This window comes from Citrobacter sedlakii (genome assembly GCF_018128425.1).
Classification (GTDB): Bacteria; Pseudomonadota; Gammaproteobacteria; order Enterobacterales; family Enterobacteriaceae; genus Citrobacter_A; species Citrobacter_A sedlakii.
The window spans coordinates 2,832,139-2,850,963 of the sequence record NZ_CP071070.1 but is presented as its reverse complement, the minus strand read 5'-3'; the positions used below and the strand labels follow the sequence as shown (position 1 = coordinate 2,850,963).

Sequence of the window (18,825 nt, the reverse complement as noted above, 5' to 3'; positions counted from 1 at the left end):
TTTGAATGCATAACGATAAAGATCTCTCTACGTGGCAGACGTTTCGCCGACTGTGGCCTACCATTGCGCCTTTCAAAGCGGGTCTGATCGTGGCGGGGGTGGCGTTAATCCTCAACGCGGCCAGCGATACCTTCATGTTATCGCTCCTCAAACCTTTACTTGATGAAGGTTTTGGTAAAACCGATCGCTCAGTGCTGCTCTGGATGCCGCTGGTGGTCATTGGGCTGATGATATTACGTGGTATTACCAGCTATATCTCCAGTTACTGCATCTCCTGGGTATCGGGCAAAGTGGTGATGACCATGCGTCGCCGTTTGTTTGGTCATATGATGGGGATGCCCGTCGCCTTCTTCGATAAGCAATCTACCGGGACACTGCTCTCCCGCATCACCTATGATTCTGAACAGGTGGCTTCCTCGTCCTCCAGCGCGTTGATTACCGTTGTGCGCGAAGGCGCGTCGATAATCGGCCTGTTTGCCATGATGTTCTATTACAGCTGGCAACTGTCGATTATCCTCGTGGTGCTGGCGCCGATTGTGTCGATTGCGATCCGCGTGGTATCAAAGCGTTTTCGCGCCATCAGTAAAAACATGCAGAACACGATGGGGCAGGTCACGACCAGCGCCGAGCAAATGCTGAAGGGACACAAAGAAGTCCTGATCTTTGGCGGCCAGGAAGTTGAGACCAAACGCTTTGATAAGGTGAGCAACAAAATGCGTCTGCAGGGGATGAAAATGGTCTCCGCGTCGTCTATTTCTGACCCCATCATCCAGCTTATCGCCTCGCTGGCGCTGGCGTTTGTGTTGTATGCGGCTAGCTTCCCGAGCGTTATGGAGAGCCTGACGGCGGGGACCATTACTGTTGTCTTTTCGGCAATGATCGCCCTGATGCGTCCGCTGAAATCTCTGACTAACGTCAACGCCCAGTTCCAGCGCGGTATGGCGGCGTGTCAGACTCTGTTTGCGATTCTCGACAGCGAACAGGAAAAAGATGACGGTAAACGCGTTATTGAACGCGCCAGCGGCGATCTGGAATTCCGCAATGTTACCTTTACCTATCCGGGACGCGAAGTGCCCGCGCTGCGCAACATCAACCTGAAAATTCCGGCGGGTAAGACGGTCGCGCTGGTGGGGCGCTCTGGCTCCGGTAAGTCGACGATCGCCAGTCTGATTACGCGTTTCTACGACATCGATGAAGGCGAAATCCTGATGGATGGTCACGATCTGCGTGACTATACGCTGGCGTCCCTGCGTAATCAGGTTGCGCTGGTGTCGCAGAATGTGCATCTGTTCAACGATACGGTAGCCAACAACATTGCCTATGCGCGTAACGAGCATTACACCCGTGAGCAGATCGAAGAGGCTGCTCGTATGGCTTATGCAATGGATTTCATCAATAAGATGGATAATGGCCTCGATACCATCATCGGGGAAAACGGCGTGCTGCTCTCCGGCGGTCAACGTCAGCGTATCGCCATTGCGCGTGCGCTGTTGCGTGACAGCCCAATCCTGATTCTGGATGAAGCGACGTCGGCGCTTGATACCGAATCTGAGCGCGCAATCCAGGCGGCGCTGGACGAGTTGCAGAAAAACCGCACATCGCTGGTGATTGCGCATCGCCTTTCTACCATTGAACAGGCTGATGAAATTGTGGTGGTGGAAGACGGCGTGATCGTAGAACGCGGGACGCATAGCGAACTGCTGGCGCACCATGGCGTCTATGCGCAGCTACACAAAATGCAGTTTGGTCAATGATCGCACGCATCTGGTCCGGTGAATCGCCTCTGTGGCGGCTACTCCTGCCGCTCTCCTGGCTGTATGGCCTGGTGAGCGGGGCGATTCGTCTGTGCTATCAGCTGGGCATCAAACGCGCCTGGCGCGCCCCGGTGCCGGTTGTTGTGGTGGGAAACCTGACGGCAGGCGGTAACGGCAAAACGCCGGTGGTGATCTGGCTGGTGGAGCAGCTTCAGCGACGTGGACTACGCGTTGGTGTTGTTTCGCGAGGCTACGGCGGCAAAGCGGCTGCCTATCCCCTGTTGTTGAGCGCTGAAACCACTACGGCCGAGGCGGGTGATGAACCCGTGCTGATTTATCAGCGTACCGGGGCGCCGGTTGCCGTATCGCCTCATCGCCCGGAGGCGGTTCAGGCGATACTGGCGCAGCATGACGTCCAGATTATCGTGACTGACGATGGTTTGCAGCACTATCGTCTGGCGCGCGATGTTGAGATCGTGGTGATTGACGGCGTTCGCCGCTTCGGTAACGGCTGGTGGTTACCGGCAGGGCCGATGCGTGAACGTGCAGGCCGTCTGAAAACCGTTGATGCGACGATTGTTAATGGCGGTGTGCCGCAGCCGGGAGAAATTCCAATGCGTCTGGATCCGGGGCTGGCGGTAAATTTGCGCACTGGCGAGCGGCGTAACGTCGCGCAGTTACACAATGTCGTTGCGATGGCAGGCATTGGTCATCCGCCACGTTTTTTCGCCACGCTTGAAGCCTGCGGCGTGCAGCCGCAAAAGTGTGTCGCACTGGCGGATCACCAGGCGTTGCGCGCGCGTGACGTACAGGCATTGCTGAATGCAGAGCAAACGCTGATCATGACGGAAAAAGATGCTGTGAAGTGTCGCGCGTTTGCTGAAGATAACTGGTGGTATCTCCCTGTCGATGCGCATTTGTCGGGGAACAAACCTGAAGCGTTACTTGAAAAGCTGATCTCGCTGGCGCGTTAGCATTCTGACACGAGGGCAGCGAATGAATGATGGAGTCATCAATGTCGTTGCCGTCCCTTTCTCTTAAAGAGGCCCGTCTTCTCCACCTCGCTGCACAGGGCTTACTGCGCAAGCCACGCCGTCGAGCCCGTGAGTCCGATATTCTCGCGACCATAACCCGCATGTCGCTGTTGCAAATCGACACCATCAATATTGTCGCGCGCAGCCCTTATCTGGTGTTGTTCAGCCGTCTGGGGGATTATCCCTCGCAGTGGCTTGACGCCGCGCTGACTCGCGGCGAGCTAATGGAGTACTGGGCGCACGAAGCCTGCTTTTTGCCGCGCAGCGACTTTAAGCTCATACGTCACCGGATGTTGACCCCGGAAAACATGGGCTGGAAGTACAAAGCGGCGTGGATGAACGACCATGCCGGGGAAATTGAACAACTCATACAGCATATTCAGCATAACGGCCCGGTGCGGTCGGCGGATTTTGCGCATCCACGTAAGGGAACCAGCGGATGGTGGGAGTGGAAGCCGCATAAGCGCCACCTGGAAGGGCTGTTCACCGCCGGGAAACTGATGGTGGTTGAACGGCGCAACTTTCAGCGCGTTTATGATTTAACTCATCGCGTGATGCCGCACTGGGATGATGAGCGCGACCTGCTACCGCGCGCGCAGGCTGAGCTGTTCATGCTGGACAACAGCGCCCGCAGCCTTGGCATTTTTCGCGAGCAATGGCTGGCGGATTACTATCGGCTAAAGCGACCCGATCTACAGCGCTGGCGAGAGACGCGCGCGGAGCAACAGCAAATTATTCCCGTTGAAGTCGACACGCTCGGTACGCTGTGGCTACACGCTGAGCTCCTGCCGCTGCTTGAACAGGCGCAGGCAAAAAAGTTGAGCGCGACGCACAGCGCGGTTCTGTCGCCGTTTGACCCGGTGGTCTGGGATCGTAAACGCGCGGAACAACTCTTCGGTTTCAGTTATCGGCTGGAATGCTACACCCCCGCGCCGAAACGGCAGTTTGGTTATTTTGTCCTGCCGTTGCTTCACCGGGGACAGCTGGTTGGTCGGATGGACGCCAAAATGCACCGTAAAACAGCGGTGCTGGAGATCATTTCGCTGCACCTGGAAAAGGGCGTCACGTCCGGGATTTCGCTACAGAACGGCTTAAAACAGGCAATTGGCGATTTTGCGCGCTGGCAGCAGGCCACGCGCGTGACGTTAGGCCACTGCCCGCCGGGACTGTTCACGGAATGTCGGCAGGGCTGGGAATTAGACGCAGACGCGTGAACGATTATGATAAGATTTACCGATTCACTGTCCGGTCCATCTGGAGGAACTATGGATCATCGTCTGCTTGAAATCATCGCCTGCCCGGTTTGTAACGGGAAACTCTGGTTTAACCAGGAAAAACAAGAACTGATCTGCAAACTGGATAACCTTGCGTTTCCCCTGCGTGACGGCATTCCCGTCCTGCTGGAAACAGAAGCCCGCGTGCTGGCGGCTGACGAGGGGAAATCATGAGTTTCGTGGTCATCATCCCCGCGCGCTATGCGTCAACGCGCCTGCCTGGCAAACCGCTGCTGGACATTAATGGCAAGCCGATGATAGTGCACGTCCTGGAGCGCGCCCGTGAATCCGGCGCCGAGCGTATTATCGTCGCAACCGATCACGACGATGTCGCGCGCGCCGTTGAGGCTGCGGGCGGCGAAGTCTGCATGACCCGCGCTGACCACCAGTCTGGCACGGAACGTCTGGCGGAAGTCGTCGAGAAGTGCGGGTTTAGCGATGACACCGTGATTGTTAACGTTCAGGGTGACGAGCCGATGATCCCGGCGGTCATTATTCGTCAGGTCGCAGAAAACCTGGCGCAGCGTCAGGTCGGCATGGCTACGCTGGCGGCACCGATCCACGGCGCGGAAGAAGCCTTTAATCCCAACGCGGTCAAAGTTGTGCTGGATGCGGAAGGCTATGCGCTTTACTTCTCGCGCGCGACAATCCCATGGGATCGTGACCGATTCGCCAAAAGCCTGGAAACCGTTGGCGATACCTTCCTGCGCCATCTGGGGATTTACGGCTACCGTGCCGGTTTCATTCGCCGTTACGTGAGCTGGCAGCCCAGCCCGCTGGAGAACATCGAGATGCTGGAGCAGCTCCGTGTGCTGTGGTACGGCGAAAAGATCCACGTCGCGGTGGCGAAAGAAGTTCCCGGTACCGGGGTGGATACCGCCGAAGATCTTGAGCGCGTCCGCGCCGAAATGCGTTAATGTTCCCTTACGACGCATCGTCCGATCCCGGGCGGCGCGTCGTACCGTTACGATTTTCCTCACATTTTCTTGTCAACAATTGATCTCATCCGGGTGACATCTGCCCCTCTGGCGCTCATTATAAAAGCAGTAGCGTTTATAAGGGTAAACTGAATGGAACAGCTGCGTGCCGAATTAAGCCATTTACTGGGCGAAAAACTAAGCCGTATTGAATGCGTGAATGAAAAAGCCGATACGGCGCTGTGGTCACTGTATGACAGCCATGGCAATCCGATGCCGCTGATGGCCAGAAGTTTCACCACTCCCGGCGTCGCGCAGCAACTGGCGTGGAAAATCACTATGCTGGCGCGCAGCGGTACCGTCCGGATGCCGGTCGTGTATGGCGTAATGACCCACGACGAGCACCCCGGCCCCGACGTGTTGCTGCTGGAACGCCTGCGGGGCGTGTCTGTCGAAGCGCCAGCGCGCACCCCGGAGCGTTGGGAGCAGCTTAAAGATCAGATCGTCGAAGGTCTGCTCGCCTGGCATCGTCAGGACAGCCGGGGCTGCGTCGGCGCGGTGGATAATACCCAGGAAAACATCTGGCCCTCCTGGTATCGCCAGCGTGTTGAAGTGCTATGGAGTACGCTCAATCAGTTCAACAACACCGGGCTGACGATGCAGGACAAAAGGATCCTGTTTCGAACGCGGGAATGCCTACCTGCGTTATTCGAGGGGTTCAATGATAATTGCGTGCTGGTGCATGGCAATTTCAGCCTGCGCAGTATGTTAAAAGATGCCAGAAGCGATCAGCTTCTGGCGATGGTGGGGCCGGGCATTATGCTCTGGGCGCCGCGGGAATATGAACTGTTCCGTCTGATGGATAACGCGCTGGCGGAAGATCTGCTCTGGCATTACCTGCGCCGCGCGCCTGTGGCAGAGTCGTTTATCTGTCGGCGCTGGCTTTATGTCTTATGGGACGAAGTGGCCCAGTTGGTCAATACCGGGCGCTTTAGCCGCGCTAACGTCGATCTTGCGGCGAAATCACTCCTGCCCTGGCTCGCCTGACAGTCCTTTCAGCCACTGCCAGATACGCCCCAGCGTCTCATAACCCACGCGATCGCTGTGCATCAGCCAGACCGGCGAGGGGAGCGCGTATTCCCACGGATTCAGCGGTGAATCAATTGCCAACTGATTTGCCGGGGCAGGCAGCGGATCCAGCCCGACGCGTTGAAAGAAAATCATCGCCCGCGGCAGGTGCGAGGCGGACGTCACTAACAGGAACGGCGCGTTGCCAATGGCCCGCTTCACCGCCAGCGCTTCTTCTTCAGTATCTTTCGGCTGCTCCAGGGTAATAATATCTGCGCGAGGCACGCCTAACGATTCGGCGACGCGCGCGCCGGCTTCCGCGGTACTGACCGGATTCGTCAGCGCGTGCGCGCCGGTAAAGATCAGCTTCGAACCCGGATTCGCCCGCCATAAGCGAATGCCCTCATTAAGGCGCGGCAGGCTGTTACTGATCAGGTTGGAGCTGGGCGCCCACTCGGGATTCCAGGTATAACCGCCGCCCAGCACGACGATGTAGTCCACTTTTCGTGTCTCCTGCCAGGTGGGATACCGGCTTTCTATCGGCCGAAGCAGTCCGTCCGCAACGGGCTGCAGGCTAAGCAGAAACAGCGCCAGCCAGCCTGCGCTGATCATCACCTTCCCGGTTTTCTGAAAACGGCTAAACCACAGCAACATCAACCCTGCGCCGATCGCTAACAACAGGAAAGGGAGAGGCAGCAGCATGCCGCCAATCACTTTCTTTAGTGTAAAAAGCATTCTTTTTGGTTCCTTTTTTAACCATACAGCAGAAGAATAATCAGGATATTACACCAGACAGGTTCATTCTCCGCTCGGGTGTGACAAAATAGCGGTTTTGATTAAGAACCCCAAGCCGTCAGTGGAGAGCCCGATGCGGGATCGCAATTTTGATGACATCGCGGAAAAGTTTTCCCGTAACATTTACGGCACCACCAAAGGCCAGTTGCGCCAGGCGATCCTCTGGCAGGATCTCGATGGCCTGCTGGCGCACTACGGTACGCAAAAACTGCGCGTGCTGGATGCCGGCGGCGGCGAAGGCCAGACCGCGATCAAAATGGCAGAGCGGGGCCACCACGTCACCTTATGTGACCTTTCCGCGGAAATGATCGCCCGCGCGCAGCAGGCGGCGGACGCAAAAGGTGTGAGCGATAACATGCATTTTATACAATGCGCCGCTCAGGACGTAGCTTCGCATTTGGAAAGCCCGGTTGATCTGATATTGTTTCATGCGGTGCTGGAATGGGTTGCAGAACCGGTCTGCGTATTAGAGACGCTGTGGTCGGTATTGCGCCCCGGTGGCGCACTGTCGTTAATGTTCTACAATGCCAACGGCCTGTTGATGCACAATATGGTGGCCGGGAATTTCGATTACGTGCAGGTGGGGATGCCAAAGCGTAAAAAGCGCACGCTTTCACCGGACTATCCCCGTGAGCCAGGGCAGGTTTATCAGTGGCTGGAACAGATTGGCTGGCAAATTACCGGAAAAACCGGGGTGCGCGTCTTTCATGATTATCTGCGTGAAAAGCACCAGCAGCGGGACTGCTATGAGATGCTGCTTGAACTTGAAACGCGTTATTGCCGTCAGGAACCCTGGATAAGCCTTGGCCGGTATATACACGTCACCGCGCTGAAACGCCTGTCCCATGAGGCTTTACCCGCAGATGCAAGGATAACCTATGAGTGAATTTTCCCAGACAGTCCCCGAACTGGTTGCCTGGGCCAGAAAAAATGATTTTTCTATCTCGCTGCCGGTAGACCGACTTTCGTTTCTGTTGGCCGTGGCCACGCTGAACGGTGAGCGACTCGACGGCGAGATGAGTGAAGGCGAACTGGTGGATGCGTTTCGCCATGTCAGTGATGCGTTTGAGCAAACCAGCGAAACCATTGGCGTACGCGCGAACAATGCGATCAACGACATGGTGCGTCAACGTCTGCTGAACCGCTTTACCAGCGAGCAGGCGGAAGGGAACGCCATTTACCGTCTTACCCCGCTTGGCATCGGGATTACCGATTATTATATCCGCCAGCGCGAGTTCTCCACGCTGCGTCTGTCAATGCAGTTGTCGATCGTCGCAGGAGAACTGAAGCGCGCAGCGGATGCCGCAGATGAAGGCGGCGACGAGTTCCACTGGCACCGTAACGTCTATGCGCCGCTGAAATACTCGGTGGCGGAAATTTTCGACAGCATCGATCTCACTCAGCGCATCATGGATGAGCAGCAACAGCAGGTAAAAGACGACATCGCGCAACTGCTGAATAAAGACTGGCGGGCGGCAATTTCCAGCTGCGAACTCTTGCTCTCGGAAACGTCGGGCACCCTGCGCGAACTGCAGGATACGCTGGAGGCGGCGGGTGATAAGCTGCAGGCCAACCTGCTGCGCATCCAGGATGCGACGCTGGCGCATGACGATCTGCATTTCGTCGATCGTCTGGTATTTGATCTGCAAAGTAAGCTTGACCGTATTATCAGTTGGGGCCAGCAGTCTATCGATCTGTGGATCGGCTATGACCGCCACGTGCATAAATTTATCCGTACCGCTATCGACATGGATAAAAATCGCGTTTTTGCCCAGCGTCTGCGCCAGTCTGTCCAGACCTATTTCGATGAGCCGTGGGCGCTGACCTATGCGAACGCCGATCGTCTGCTGGATATGCGTGACGAGGAAATGGCGCTGCGCGACGAAGAGGTGACCGGGGAACTTCCACCGGATTTAGAGTACGAAGAATTTAACGAGATCCGCGAGCAACTGGCGGCGATCATCGAAGAACAGTTGGCTGTCTACAAAACCAAAGAGACGCCGCTGGATCTCGGTCTCGTGGTAAGCGAATATCTGTCGCAGTACCCGCGTGCGCGTCATTTCGACGTGGCGCGTATTGTTATCGATCAGGCGGTACGTCTTGGCGTAGCGCAAGCAGACTTCACCGGACTGCCAGCCAAATGGCAGCCGATTAATGATTACGGAGCCAAGGTACAGGCGCATGTCATTGACAAATATTGAACAAGTGATGCCGGTTAAGCTGGCGCAGGCGCTGGCGAATCCGTTATTTCCGGCGCTGGACAGCGCGTTACGCTCAGGCCGTCATATTGGACTGGACGAACTGGATAATCATGCCTTTTTGATGGATTTTCAGGACTATCTGGAAGAGTTTTACAGCCGCTATAACGTCGAGCTGATCCGCGCGCCGGAAGGGTTTTTCTACCTGCGTCCGCGTTCCACGACGCTGATCCCGCGTTCTGTTCTTTCCGAACTGGATATGATGGTCGGGAAAATCCTCTGCTACCTCTATCTCAGCCCGGAGCGGCTGGCGAATGAAGGGATTTTCACCCAACAGGAGCTGTACGACGAACTGTTAACGCTGGCCGACGAAGCTAAACTGTTGAAGCTGGTGAATAACCGCTCAACCGGCTCCGACGTGGACCGGCAAAAGTTGCAGGAAAAAATGCGCTCGTCCTTAAACCGTCTGCGTCGCTTAGGCATGGTATGGTTTATGGGGCACGACAGCAGCAAATTCCGCATTACGGAATCGGTATTCCGCTTTGGCGCGGATGTTCGTACTGGCGACGACCCGCGCGAAGCCCAGCGCCGCTTAATTCGCGACGGAGAGGCGATGCCGGTCGAAAACCACCTACAGCTCAACGATGAGACCGAAGAGAATCAGCCGGACAGTGGAGAAGAAGAATAATGATTGAACGCGGTAAATTTCGCTCACTTACGCTGATTAACTGGAACGGTTTCTTTGCCCGTACCTTTGACCTTGATGAATTAGTCACCACGCTTTCCGGCGGTAACGGGGCGGGGAAATCGACCACCATGGCGGCCTTCGTCACGGCGTTGATCCCGGACTTAACCCTGCTGCACTTCCGTAACACAACCGAAGCGGGGGCGACCAGCGGGTCACGCGATAAAGGCCTGCACGGTAAGCTGAAGGCGGGCGTGTGTTATTCGATGCTCGATACCATCAACTCACGCCATCAGCGGGTGGTGGTCGGCGTGCGTCTGCAACAGGTCGCCGGTCGCGACCGGAAAGTTGACATTAAACCCTTTGCCATTCAGGGACTGCCGATGTCGGTTCAGCCGACGCAACTGGTGACGGAAACCCTCAACGAACGTCAGGCGCGTGTGCTCACGCTCAACGAGCTGAAAGACAAGCTTGATGAAATGGAAGGCGTACAGTTTAAGCAGTTCAACTCCATAACTGATTACCACTCGTTGATGTTTGATTTGGGCATCATTGCCCGTCGTCTGCGCTCGGCTTCCGACCGCAGTAAATTCTATCGCCTGATTGAAGCGTCGCTGTACGGCGGCATCTCCAGCGCCATCACCCGCTCTTTACGCGACTACCTGCTGCCGGAAAACAGCGGTGTGCGCAAGGCATTCCAGGATATGGAAGCGGCGCTGCGTGAAAACCGCATGACCCTGGAAGCGATCCGCGTCACCCAGTCTGACCGCGATCTGTTTAAGCACCTGATCAGCGAAGCCACCAACTATGTGGCGGCGGACTACATGCGCCACGCCAACGAGCGTCGCATTCACCTGGACAAGGCGCTGGAGTTCCGTCGTGAACTTTACGCCTCGCGTAAACAGCTTGCGGCTGAGCAGTATAAACATGTCGATATGGCGCGCGAACTTGCCGAGCACAACGGCGCGGAAGGGGATCTTGAGGCCGACTATCAGGCCGCGAGCGATCACCTGAATCTGGTGCAAACCGCGCTCCGTCAGCAGGAAAAAATTGAGCGCTACGAAGCGGATCTCGACGAGCTGCAGATCCGTCTCGAAGAGCAAAACGAAGTGGTGGCGGAAGCCGCCGAACGGCAGGAAGATAACGAGGCGCGCGCCGAAGCCGCCGAACTGGAAGTGGATGAGCTGAAAAGCCAGCTCGCCGACTACCAGCAGGCGCTGGACGTTCAGCAGACCCGCGCGATTCAATACAACCAGGCGATTTCCGCGTTACAGCGCGCTAAAGAACTTTGCCATTTGCCGGATCTTACCGCAGACAGTGCCGCCGAGTGGCTGGACACCTTCCAGGCGAAAGAGCAGGAAGCCACCGAAAAAATGCTCTCTCTCGAGCAGAAAATGAGTGTGGCGCAAACGGCGCACAGCCAGTTTGAGCAGGCGTATCAACTGGTGGTGGCGATTAACGGCCCGCTGGCGCGCAACGAAGCATGGGACGTGGCGCGCGAACTGCTGCGCGAAGGCGTCGATCAACGCCACCTGGCTGAACAGGTTCAGCCGTTGCGGATGCGCCTGAGCGAGCTGGAGCAGCGCCTGCGCGAACAGCAAGATGCGGAGCGTCTGCTGGCGGAGTTCTGCAAACGGCAGGGTAAACAGTTCGACATTGATGAACTGGAGGCACTGCATCAGGAACTGGAAGCGCGCATCGCGTCGCTCTCTGATAGCGTCTCTAACGCTCACGAACAGCGGATGGCGCTGCGTCAGGAACAGGAGCAGCTTCAGTCGCGCATTCAGCACTTAATGCAGCGCGCGCCGGTGTGGCTGGCGGCGCAGAACAGCCTGAGTCAGCTCAGCGAGCAGTGTGGCGAGGAGTTCACCTCCAGCCAGGATGTGACCGGATATCTGCAACAGTTGCTGGAACGCGAACGTGAAGCGATTGTTGAGCGTGATGAAGTCGGCGCGCGTAAGAACGCCGTTGACGAAGAAATTGAACGCTTAAGTCAGCCTGGCGGTGCGGAAGATCAACGGCTTAACGCGTTGGCGGAACGGTTTGGCGGCGTCCTGCTGTCGGAAATCTATGACGACGTCAGTCTGGAAGATGCCCCGTACTTCTCCGCGCTGTACGGCCCGTCGCGCCATGCTATCGTGGTCCCGGATCTTTCGCAGATCGCCGAGCAACTGGAAGGCTTAACGGATTGCCCGGAAGATTTGTATCTGATTGAAGGGGACCCGCAGTCTTTCGATGACAGCGTTTTCAGCGTCGACGAACTGGAAAAAGCGGTGGTGGTCAAAATTGCCGATCGCCAGTGGCGTTACTCCCGTTTCCCGTCGGTGCCGCTGTTTGGCCGCGCTGCGCGTGAAAGCCGTATCGAAAGCCTGCACGCTGAGCGTGAAGGTCTGTCGGAACGTTTCGCCACGCTCTCTTTTGACGTCCAGAAAACCCAGCGTCTGCATCAGGCTTTTAGCCGCTTCATCGGTAGCCATCTTTCGGTGGCGTTTGAGTCCGATCCGGAAGCCGAAATTCGCCAGTTGAACGCCCGCCGCGTTGAGCTCGAGCGCGCGCTGACCGCCCATGAAAGCGACAACCAGCAGCAGCGTCTCCAGTACGAACAGGCGAAAGAGGGCGTTTCTGCCCTGAACCGCCTGCTGCCGCGTCTCAATCTGCTGGCGGACGACAGTCTGGCGGATCGCGTGGATGAGATCCGCGAACGACTGGACGACGCGCAGGAAGCCGCGCGCTTTATTCAGCAGCACGGCAACCAGCTTGCCAAACTGGAACCGGTCGTCTCGGTATTGCAGAGCGACCCGGAACAGTTTGAACAACTGAAAGACGATTTCGCCTATGCCCAACAAGTGCAGCGCGATGCCCGTCAACAGGCGTTTGCGCTGACGGAAGTGGTGCAGCGTCGTGCCCACTTCGGTTACTCCGACTCAGCGGAAATGCTCAGCGGCAACAGCGATCTGAACGAAAAGCTGCGTCAACGTCTGGAACAGGCGGAAGCGGAACGCACCCGCGCCCGCGAAGCGCTGCGTGGTCATGCTGCGCAATTGAGCCAGTACAACCAGGTGCTGGCGTCGCTGAAAAGTTCCTATGACACCAAGAAAGAGTTGCTCAACGACCTGCAACGCGAGCTGCAGGATATCGGCGTGCGCGCCGACAGCGGGGCGGAAGAGCGTGCGCGGATGCGTCGTGATGAACTGCATGCCCAGCTCAGCAATAACCGTTCGCGCCGCAACCAGCTTGAGAAAGCGCTCACCTTCTGTGAAGCGGAAATGGATAACCTGACCCGTAAACTGCGCCGTCTGGAACGCGATTACTTTGAAATGCGTGAGCAGGTTGTCACGGCGAAAGCCGGGTGGTGTGCAGTGATGCGGCTGGTGAAAGACAGCGGCGTGGAGCGCCGCCTGCACCGCCGCGAGCTGGCCTATCTTTCCGGGGACGATCTGCGTTCCATGTCGGATAAGGCGCTCGGCGCGCTGCGTCTGGCCGTTGCGGATAACGAGCATCTGCGTGACGTCCTGCGCTTGTCGGAAGATCCAAAACGTCCGGAGCGTAAAATTCAGTTCTTCGTCGCGGTGTATCAGCATCTGCGTGAACGTATCCGTCAGGATATCATTCGTACCGACGACCCGGTGGAAGCGATCGAACAGATGGAGATCGAACTGGGCCGCCTGACCGAAGAGCTGACGTCCCGCGAACAGAAACTGGCGATCAGCTCCCGTAGCGTGGCGAACATCATTCGTAAAACTATCCAGCGTGAACAGAACCGTATCCGTCAGCTCAACCAGGGCTTGCAGAGCGTTTCCTTCGGCCAGGTCAATAGCGTACGGTTGAATGTCAACGTGCGTGAAACCCACGCGACGCTGCTGGAGGTGTTGTCTGAACAGCACGAGCAGCATCAGGATCTGTTCAACAGCAATCGCCTCACCTTCTCGGAAGCGCTGGCGAAGCTGTATCAGCGACTGAATCCGCAAATTGACATGGGGCAGCGCACGCCGCAGACCATTGGCGAGGAATTGCTGGATTACCGTAACTACCTGGAAATGGAAGTTGAGGTTAACCGTGGTTCCGACGGCTGGCTGCGCGCAGAGTCCGGCGCGCTGTCTACCGGTGAGGCGATCGGTACCGGTATGTCTATTCTGGTGATGGTGGTACAGAGCTGGGAAGATGAAGCGCGTCGCCTGCGCGGCAAAGATATCTCACCGTGCCGCCTGCTGTTCCTTGATGAAGCGGCGCGTCTCGATGCGCGTTCCATCGCCACGCTGTTTGAGCTGTGCGAACGCCTGCAGATGCAGCTCATCATCGCGGCGCCGGAAAACATCAGTCCGGAAAAAGGCACCACTTATAAACTGGTGCGTAAAGTCTTCCAGAATACGGAACACGTACACGTGGTAGGGCTGCGCGGCTTTGCGCCACAGCCTCCGGAAGGTGTGCCGGGCGTGACTGAAGCGTCGTAGATCGGTTCGCAACAACGTAAAAGCCGTAATCACTGGATTACGGCTTTTTTACGTGTGATACCTGAAAAATTCTAAATTTATATTTATATAAAATTAAATATATAACTCAAAGTTCTAATATTCATTCTGCCTATCTTTATAAGCTGTTAATTTTTATTCAAAAGAACTGGCTGGCGGGTTTATATTAATTTCTTTCAAGAATGTAATTTCATGTTTTATCCGGGTAATTTAATCCTGTTAATTATTGGCGTAATTGAAGGTGTTGTGCTTTTTACCATAAAATAAGGTTTTAACTTTCCCTATGGATAAACCAGGGGCAAATTGTATGAAATTATCGACAAGGAAGTCTTTAGCCTGTTTGCAAATAGCGCTTCAGTTATTTTCCTCCTCAAGCCTGGTCTATTTTTCACCGAGTTATGCTGAGAGCGCACAGGACAAGTCCTCTGTTTTATCAGCCAACGATACGAATAATCGCGAAGGGCAGGACGCAAATCGTGTTGCGCAAGCGGCCGTGCAAGCGGGATCGTTACTGAGTAGTGATGACGCAGCGACCGCATTAAGCACTACGGTTATCTCGACGGCGACAGGCGAAGCCTCCTCCGCCGTGCAAAAGTGGTTGAATCAGTTTGGCACGGCGCGGGTGAATATCAGTACTGATGAACATTTTACGCTTTCTGATTCTGAACTTGATCTCCTGCTTCCGTTGTATAACGAAAAAGAACATCTGTTTTTTACTCAGTTAGGCGGCAGACGGCATGATGACAGAAATGTTATCAATACAGGACTGGGGTATCGCCATTTTTCTGACGACTGGATGTGGGGCACAAATCTTTTTTACGATCGGCAGGTTTCGGATAACCATCACGAACGTCTCGGCGTGGGCGCTGAGTTAGGTTGGGATTACGTCAAACTTGCCGCTAATGGCTATTTTCGTCTCAGTGACTGGATGGCATCTTCTCAGTATCGGGATTATGACGAGCGCGCGGCGAATGGTTTTGATGTTCGCGCGACGGGGTATTTGCCTGCTTATCCTCAGTTAGGCGCCAATATAATTTATGAAAAATATTATGGCGACAGCGTGGGGTTATTCGGAGACGATGAAGACGATCGACAGAAAAATCCTTACGCCGTCACCTTAGGCCTCAACTATACCCCTGTTCCGTTGATTACCCTCGGTGCAAATCAAAAAATGGGCAAAAGCGGCCAGAACGATACGCAGCTCAATCTCAGCGTAAACTGGTCGCCTGGCGTGCCTTTGCGCGATCAGCTCGATCCTTCTGCGCTGGCTCAGCGTCGCTCTCTGATGGGAAGCCGTCAGGATCTCGTCGACCGTAACAATAATATTGTACTTGAATACCGCAAACAGGAACTCATTTCACTGTCATTACCCACGGCGATTCAGGGGGAAGAACAGACTAAACAATCCGTGACAGCGAAAGTAAAAACCAAATATGGTCTTGAACGCATTGAATGGCAGGCGGCTTCATTTCTCAGCAACGGCGGCAAGATCACTTCCGGCGGAAGTGCGGAGCAGTTTGTTTTCACCTTACCCGCCTGGCAGGGAAGTGGCGTCAATAGCTACACCCTCAAAGCTATTGCGTGGGATAAAAAAGGCAACGCTTCTGACGCCAGCGAAATGAAGGTCAACGTGAGCGGCATTAATGTTACTACGCTGCAGTCGACAACGGTGGTCTCACCCGCCAGCATTCCTGCTGATGGCGCTTCAACGGCCAATGTTACTGTCAGTCTCAAAACAACGTCTGGCGAAAATGCGAGCGGACTGGCGGCACGACTGACGGCTACGCTAAGCGCTGCGAAAATGAACACCGCGCAGGTGAGCGGTGAGGTAGCAGAGAAGAACGCGACGATTGGTCACTTTAACGAGACGTCAACTGGCGTATACGTTGCTACCGTGACGGCGGGCACACAGGCTGAAACACTGACGATTCAACCACTGATTGACGGAAACGTGAAGCTGGCCAGCGCGAAGCTGACTGAAGAGGCTACGCAAAGCGCTGCGCAACTCACCGCTGTGGATGTCCCCGCAACCAGCGCCCTGGCGAACGGCGTCACGCCCCTAACCCTGACCGCGCATGTCACCGATCAAAACGGTAATGTCGTGAAAGACGCGACTGTTGACTGGTCGGCCGATAATCCGCAGGCAAAATTGTCCGCGAACACTACGCTGACAGATGCTAACGGTACCGCGCAAATTCAGGTAAGCAGTACGGCAGTGATCACCACAGTTGTGACAGCTCAGTTGCTGCAGGGCAACGCGATTAGCACCCCTTCGCTGAGTTTCACCGCAGATATAACCAGCGCAGAGGTCAGCGCTATTTCTGCCGCGAAGAAGCAGGTCGTGGCAAACAATAATGATACCGACATCATTACCGCCCAGGTGACGGATAATGCCAATCATCCGCTGGGCGGAGTGACGGTTAACTGGGTCGTTAATAAAACGGACGGCACAAAAATCACTGAAAAGACGTCGGTGTCGGACGTACAGGGTAAGGCAACATTGAGTCTGAAGTCAGCGAAGACGGGAACAGTGACGGTGAGCGCAAGCGTTAATAATGGCAAGGCGCAAACCACAGATCCCATCACCTTTGTTGCGGATAGTAGTACGCAGAAAATTGACGGTATTACGGTAAGCACCACAAAACAGGTTGCCGATGGCGCCAGTACTATCCGTTATGAAGCGACGGTCAGAAATGCGGAAGGTCTTCCTTTACCGGATATTACCGTTAACTGGTCAGCGGACAACAGTAATGTAACTTTAAGCCAGAATCAGACGATCAGTGATGCGAATGGCGTCGCTGCAATGACTGTAAGCTCGAAGAAAGCGGGAAGTGTGATTGTCACTGCGCAAACCAGTGAGAGTGCGCCTTTCCAGGCTGAAGCCGCGATTTTTACGGCTGATCCAACGACTGCACGCGTTGGGGCGTTAAGTAGCGACAAACAACGTGCGCTAGCCAATGGAACTGCGGCAATAAAAGTTAGCGCAACGGTTGTGGATGCAAATGAAAACCCGCTGTCCGCCGCTGAAGTAAAATGGGCTGTTTCGCCCTCTACAGGTCAGTTGTCTGCGACAAGCTCCACCACGCAGGCCGATGGGGTTGCGGATGTGCTGCTGACAACGACCACGGTGGACCGCTACAGCGTCGAAGCCAGCATCAATGGAAGCACAAAAACGTTAGGCGAATTAACGTTCACTGGCGATCCAGGAACGGCGACTGTATCGTCACTCAGCGCGGATAAAATGTCGGGAATTATTGCGGATAAAGATAACGTGACGCTAACAGCGAAGGTTATTGATGCCAACCAGAACCCAATTTCAGGCGTAATCGTAAACTGGAGTAGCAGTGAAACGAGCAGCCGCTTTAGTGAAAGTGCATCAACGACGGATGCTCAGGGGATCGCGAAGACCCAATTCTCAAGCCTGAAGGCGGGGAATATCGAGGTGACCGCAGCGGCAGGCGCCAGCAGCCAGACGGCACAACTCCAGGTCATCGGGAATGTGGCAACCGCGCAGGTGACGGATGTAAAAGCAAACACCGCGACGGCGGTTGCCGATGGTCAGGAAAAAATCAGCTGGACAGCGACAGTTGCGGATGAAAATGGCAACGTCTTAACGGGGGCATCGGTAAACTGGCGTGCTGACCTGGACGGCGTCACACTGTCCCCGCAAAGCAGTCAAACTGACAGTAGCGGCAGCGCCACAACGGAGGGGACCTCTGTGAAATCAGGCGTGGTAACGGTTACTGCAACGCCAGACGCTAATCCTTCAGGAGCACATTCGGGCAATAGTGTTACTTTTACTGCGGATGCGAAGACGGCAACGCTGGCAAAATTAACCCCAAGCGCTGACTCAGCCTATGTCGGGAAGGGCGAAGTCACTTACCGTGCTGAAGTGGTCGACGGTAATAATAATCCCTTGCCTTCCGCGACGGTTTCCTGGAGCACGACGCTGAATTCGCTTTCTGCTACTGAAACGCAGTCCGATAACGGAGGTATCGCTACGGTTAAACTGTCGGGCTCTACGGTAGGGCAGGTCACGGTAAAGGCCACCATTGGCAGCTCAGAGTTAACCAATAAAGCGGTCACCTTCATTGATGATTACCGGGGGAGCTGGAACATCTCGGTTGTCGGCTCCACCGTACAAGGCGATAACTGGGACTCACAGCATATTGAAGGCATCCCTGATATGGCATTCGTGACGACTGGCGATACACAGGGGCCAGGTTCGCTGATTTCCGACGCGAAGGGCTCCAGCCCGCTCACGGTGCCAATGACCGATCAGAACGGGAAAACGTGGAATGTGATCGTTCAGGGACGTCGCGCCACGGCCTGTAATGTCTTCCAACTGAACTCTTATGGGCAAGCGTGTTACGAGGCCATCGCCCCTGTCTGGGCGAATCTCGTGTATTCTTCCACAACAAACACGTCTTTGCCTGCGGGGGTTTATCACGGCACGATACAGCTTTTAGGCAAAAGTAAAGGCACGCAATGGTCGTACAAGTATGATGTCGAGACCACATTAACCATTACCGACTAAGGCGTCCTTTTCGTTCTTTCCCCGTGCTTAAAACACGGGGATTTTTTCTGCCCACTTAACAACCTTCTCATACTGAGTTATCTTTAAATTCCTT

The 18,825-nt window shown here is 55.4% G+C and carries 12 protein-coding genes; 11 read left to right on the top strand and 1 reads right to left on the bottom strand.

The features are described from left to right. Positions 1-5: 5 nt before the first annotated feature. The 6 genes from msbA to JY391_RS13610 all read left to right on the top strand — a co-directional run bounded on the left by msbA (position 6) and on the right by JY391_RS13610 (position 6,026). Entirely contained in the window at positions 6-1,754 is a 1,749-nt protein-coding gene (gene msbA, locus JY391_RS13635) for a lipid A ABC transporter ATP-binding protein/permease MsbA (RefSeq protein WP_042288128.1), read from the top strand. Continuing rightward, complete coding sequence (gene lpxK, locus JY391_RS13630) at positions 1,751-2,728, top strand: tetraacyldisaccharide 4'-kinase (protein ID WP_211934462.1); 978 nt, start codon at positions 1,751-1,753, stop codon at positions 2,726-2,728. The genes msbA and lpxK overlap by 4 nt, the downstream gene beginning before the upstream one ends. 41 nt (positions 2,729-2,769) lie before the next feature. Next, positions 2,770-4,002: a winged helix-turn-helix domain-containing protein gene (locus JY391_RS13625; protein WP_181821572.1), complete on the top strand. Its 1,233-nt coding sequence runs from the start codon at positions 2,770-2,772 to the stop codon at positions 4,000-4,002. 51 nt (positions 4,003-4,053) lie between these two features. Beyond that, positions 4,054-4,236 carry a protein YcaR gene (ycaR, locus tag JY391_RS13620; RefSeq protein ID WP_042288120.1) on the top strand — a complete coding sequence of 61 codons (183 nt, stop codon included), beginning with the start codon at positions 4,054-4,056 and terminating at the stop codon, positions 4,234-4,236. Beyond that, on the top strand, positions 4,233-4,979 hold the full coding sequence (kdsB, locus tag JY391_RS13615; RefSeq protein ID WP_181821570.1) for a 3-deoxy-manno-octulosonate cytidylyltransferase: 747 nt from the start codon (positions 4,233-4,235) through the stop codon (positions 4,977-4,979). The genes ycaR and kdsB overlap by 4 nt, the downstream gene beginning before the upstream one ends. 153 nt (positions 4,980-5,132) lie before the next feature. Continuing rightward, the gene (locus tag JY391_RS13610; protein ID WP_042288113.1) at positions 5,133-6,026 is read left to right on the top strand and encodes a YcbJ family phosphotransferase; all 894 of its coding nucleotides are present in this window, start codon (positions 5,133-5,135) and stop codon (positions 6,024-6,026) included. Here JY391_RS13610 and elyC read toward each other — a convergent pair. Continuing rightward, on the bottom strand, positions 6,003-6,782 hold the full coding sequence (gene elyC, locus JY391_RS13605) for an envelope biogenesis factor ElyC (RefSeq protein WP_042288109.1): 780 nt from the start codon (positions 6,780-6,782) through the stop codon (positions 6,003-6,005). The genes JY391_RS13610 and elyC overlap by 24 nt on opposite strands. 133 nt (positions 6,783-6,915) lie before the next feature. Here elyC and cmoM point away from each other — a divergent pair, with 133 nt between their 5' ends. The 5 genes from cmoM (at position 6,916) to JY391_RS13580 (ending at position 18,731) form a co-directional block, all read left to right on the top strand. Then, positions 6,916-7,728 carry a tRNA uridine 5-oxyacetic acid(34) methyltransferase CmoM gene (gene cmoM / locus JY391_RS13600; RefSeq protein WP_042288105.1) on the top strand — a complete coding sequence of 271 codons (813 nt, stop codon included), beginning with the start codon at positions 6,916-6,918 and terminating at the stop codon, positions 7,726-7,728. Next, positions 7,721-9,043 (top strand): chromosome partition protein MukF, encoded by a 1,323-nt coding sequence (gene mukF, locus JY391_RS13595; protein WP_211934461.1) that lies wholly within the window; start codon positions 7,721-7,723, stop codon positions 9,041-9,043. The genes cmoM and mukF overlap by 8 nt, the downstream gene beginning before the upstream one ends. Then, positions 9,024-9,728, top strand: coding sequence for a chromosome partition protein MukE (gene mukE / locus JY391_RS13590; protein WP_042288098.1), 705 nt, complete (start codon positions 9,024-9,026; stop codon positions 9,726-9,728). Before mukF ends, mukE begins: the two co-directional genes overlap by 20 nt. Then, a complete protein-coding gene (gene mukB, locus JY391_RS13585) occupies positions 9,728-14,176 on the top strand; it encodes a chromosome partition protein MukB (RefSeq protein ID WP_060569540.1) in 4,449 nt (1,482 codons plus the stop codon). Before mukE ends, mukB begins: the two co-directional genes overlap by 1 nt. Before the next feature lie 325 nt (positions 14,177-14,501). Next, complete coding sequence (locus JY391_RS13580; RefSeq protein ID WP_211934460.1) at positions 14,502-18,731, top strand: Ig-like domain-containing protein; 4,230 nt, start codon at positions 14,502-14,504, stop codon at positions 18,729-18,731. Positions 18,732-18,825: the final 94 nt, after the last annotated feature.

Excerpts from the sequence above, each read along its gene's own strand:
- msbA (WP_042288128.1), top strand. The coding sequence starts at position 6 with ATGCATAACGATAAAGATCTCTCTACGTGGCAGACGTTTCGCCGACTG.
- lpxK (WP_211934462.1), top strand. The coding sequence starts at position 1,751 with ATGATCGCACGCATCTGGTCCGGTGAATCGCCTCTGTGGCGGCTACTC.
- JY391_RS13625 (WP_181821572.1), top strand. The coding sequence starts at position 2,770 with ATGTCGTTGCCGTCCCTTTCTCTTAAAGAGGCCCGTCTTCTCCACCTC.
- ycaR (WP_042288120.1), top strand. The coding sequence starts at position 4,054 with ATGGATCATCGTCTGCTTGAAATCATCGCCTGCCCGGTTTGTAACGGG.
- kdsB (WP_181821570.1), top strand. The coding sequence starts at position 4,233 with ATGAGTTTCGTGGTCATCATCCCCGCGCGCTATGCGTCAACGCGCCTG.
- JY391_RS13610 (WP_042288113.1), top strand. The coding sequence starts at position 5,133 with ATGGAACAGCTGCGTGCCGAATTAAGCCATTTACTGGGCGAAAAACTA.
- elyC (WP_042288109.1), bottom strand. The coding sequence starts at position 6,782 with ATGCTTTTTACACTAAAGAAAGTGATTGGCGGCATGCTGCTGCCTCTC.
- cmoM (WP_042288105.1), top strand. The coding sequence starts at position 6,916 with ATGCGGGATCGCAATTTTGATGACATCGCGGAAAAGTTTTCCCGTAAC.
- mukF (WP_211934461.1), top strand. The coding sequence starts at position 7,721 with ATGAGTGAATTTTCCCAGACAGTCCCCGAACTGGTTGCCTGGGCCAGA.
- mukE (WP_042288098.1), top strand. The coding sequence starts at position 9,024 with ATGTCATTGACAAATATTGAACAAGTGATGCCGGTTAAGCTGGCGCAG.
- mukB (WP_060569540.1), top strand. The coding sequence starts at position 9,728 with ATGATTGAACGCGGTAAATTTCGCTCACTTACGCTGATTAACTGGAAC.
- JY391_RS13580 (WP_211934460.1), top strand. The coding sequence starts at position 14,502 with ATGAAATTATCGACAAGGAAGTCTTTAGCCTGTTTGCAAATAGCGCTT.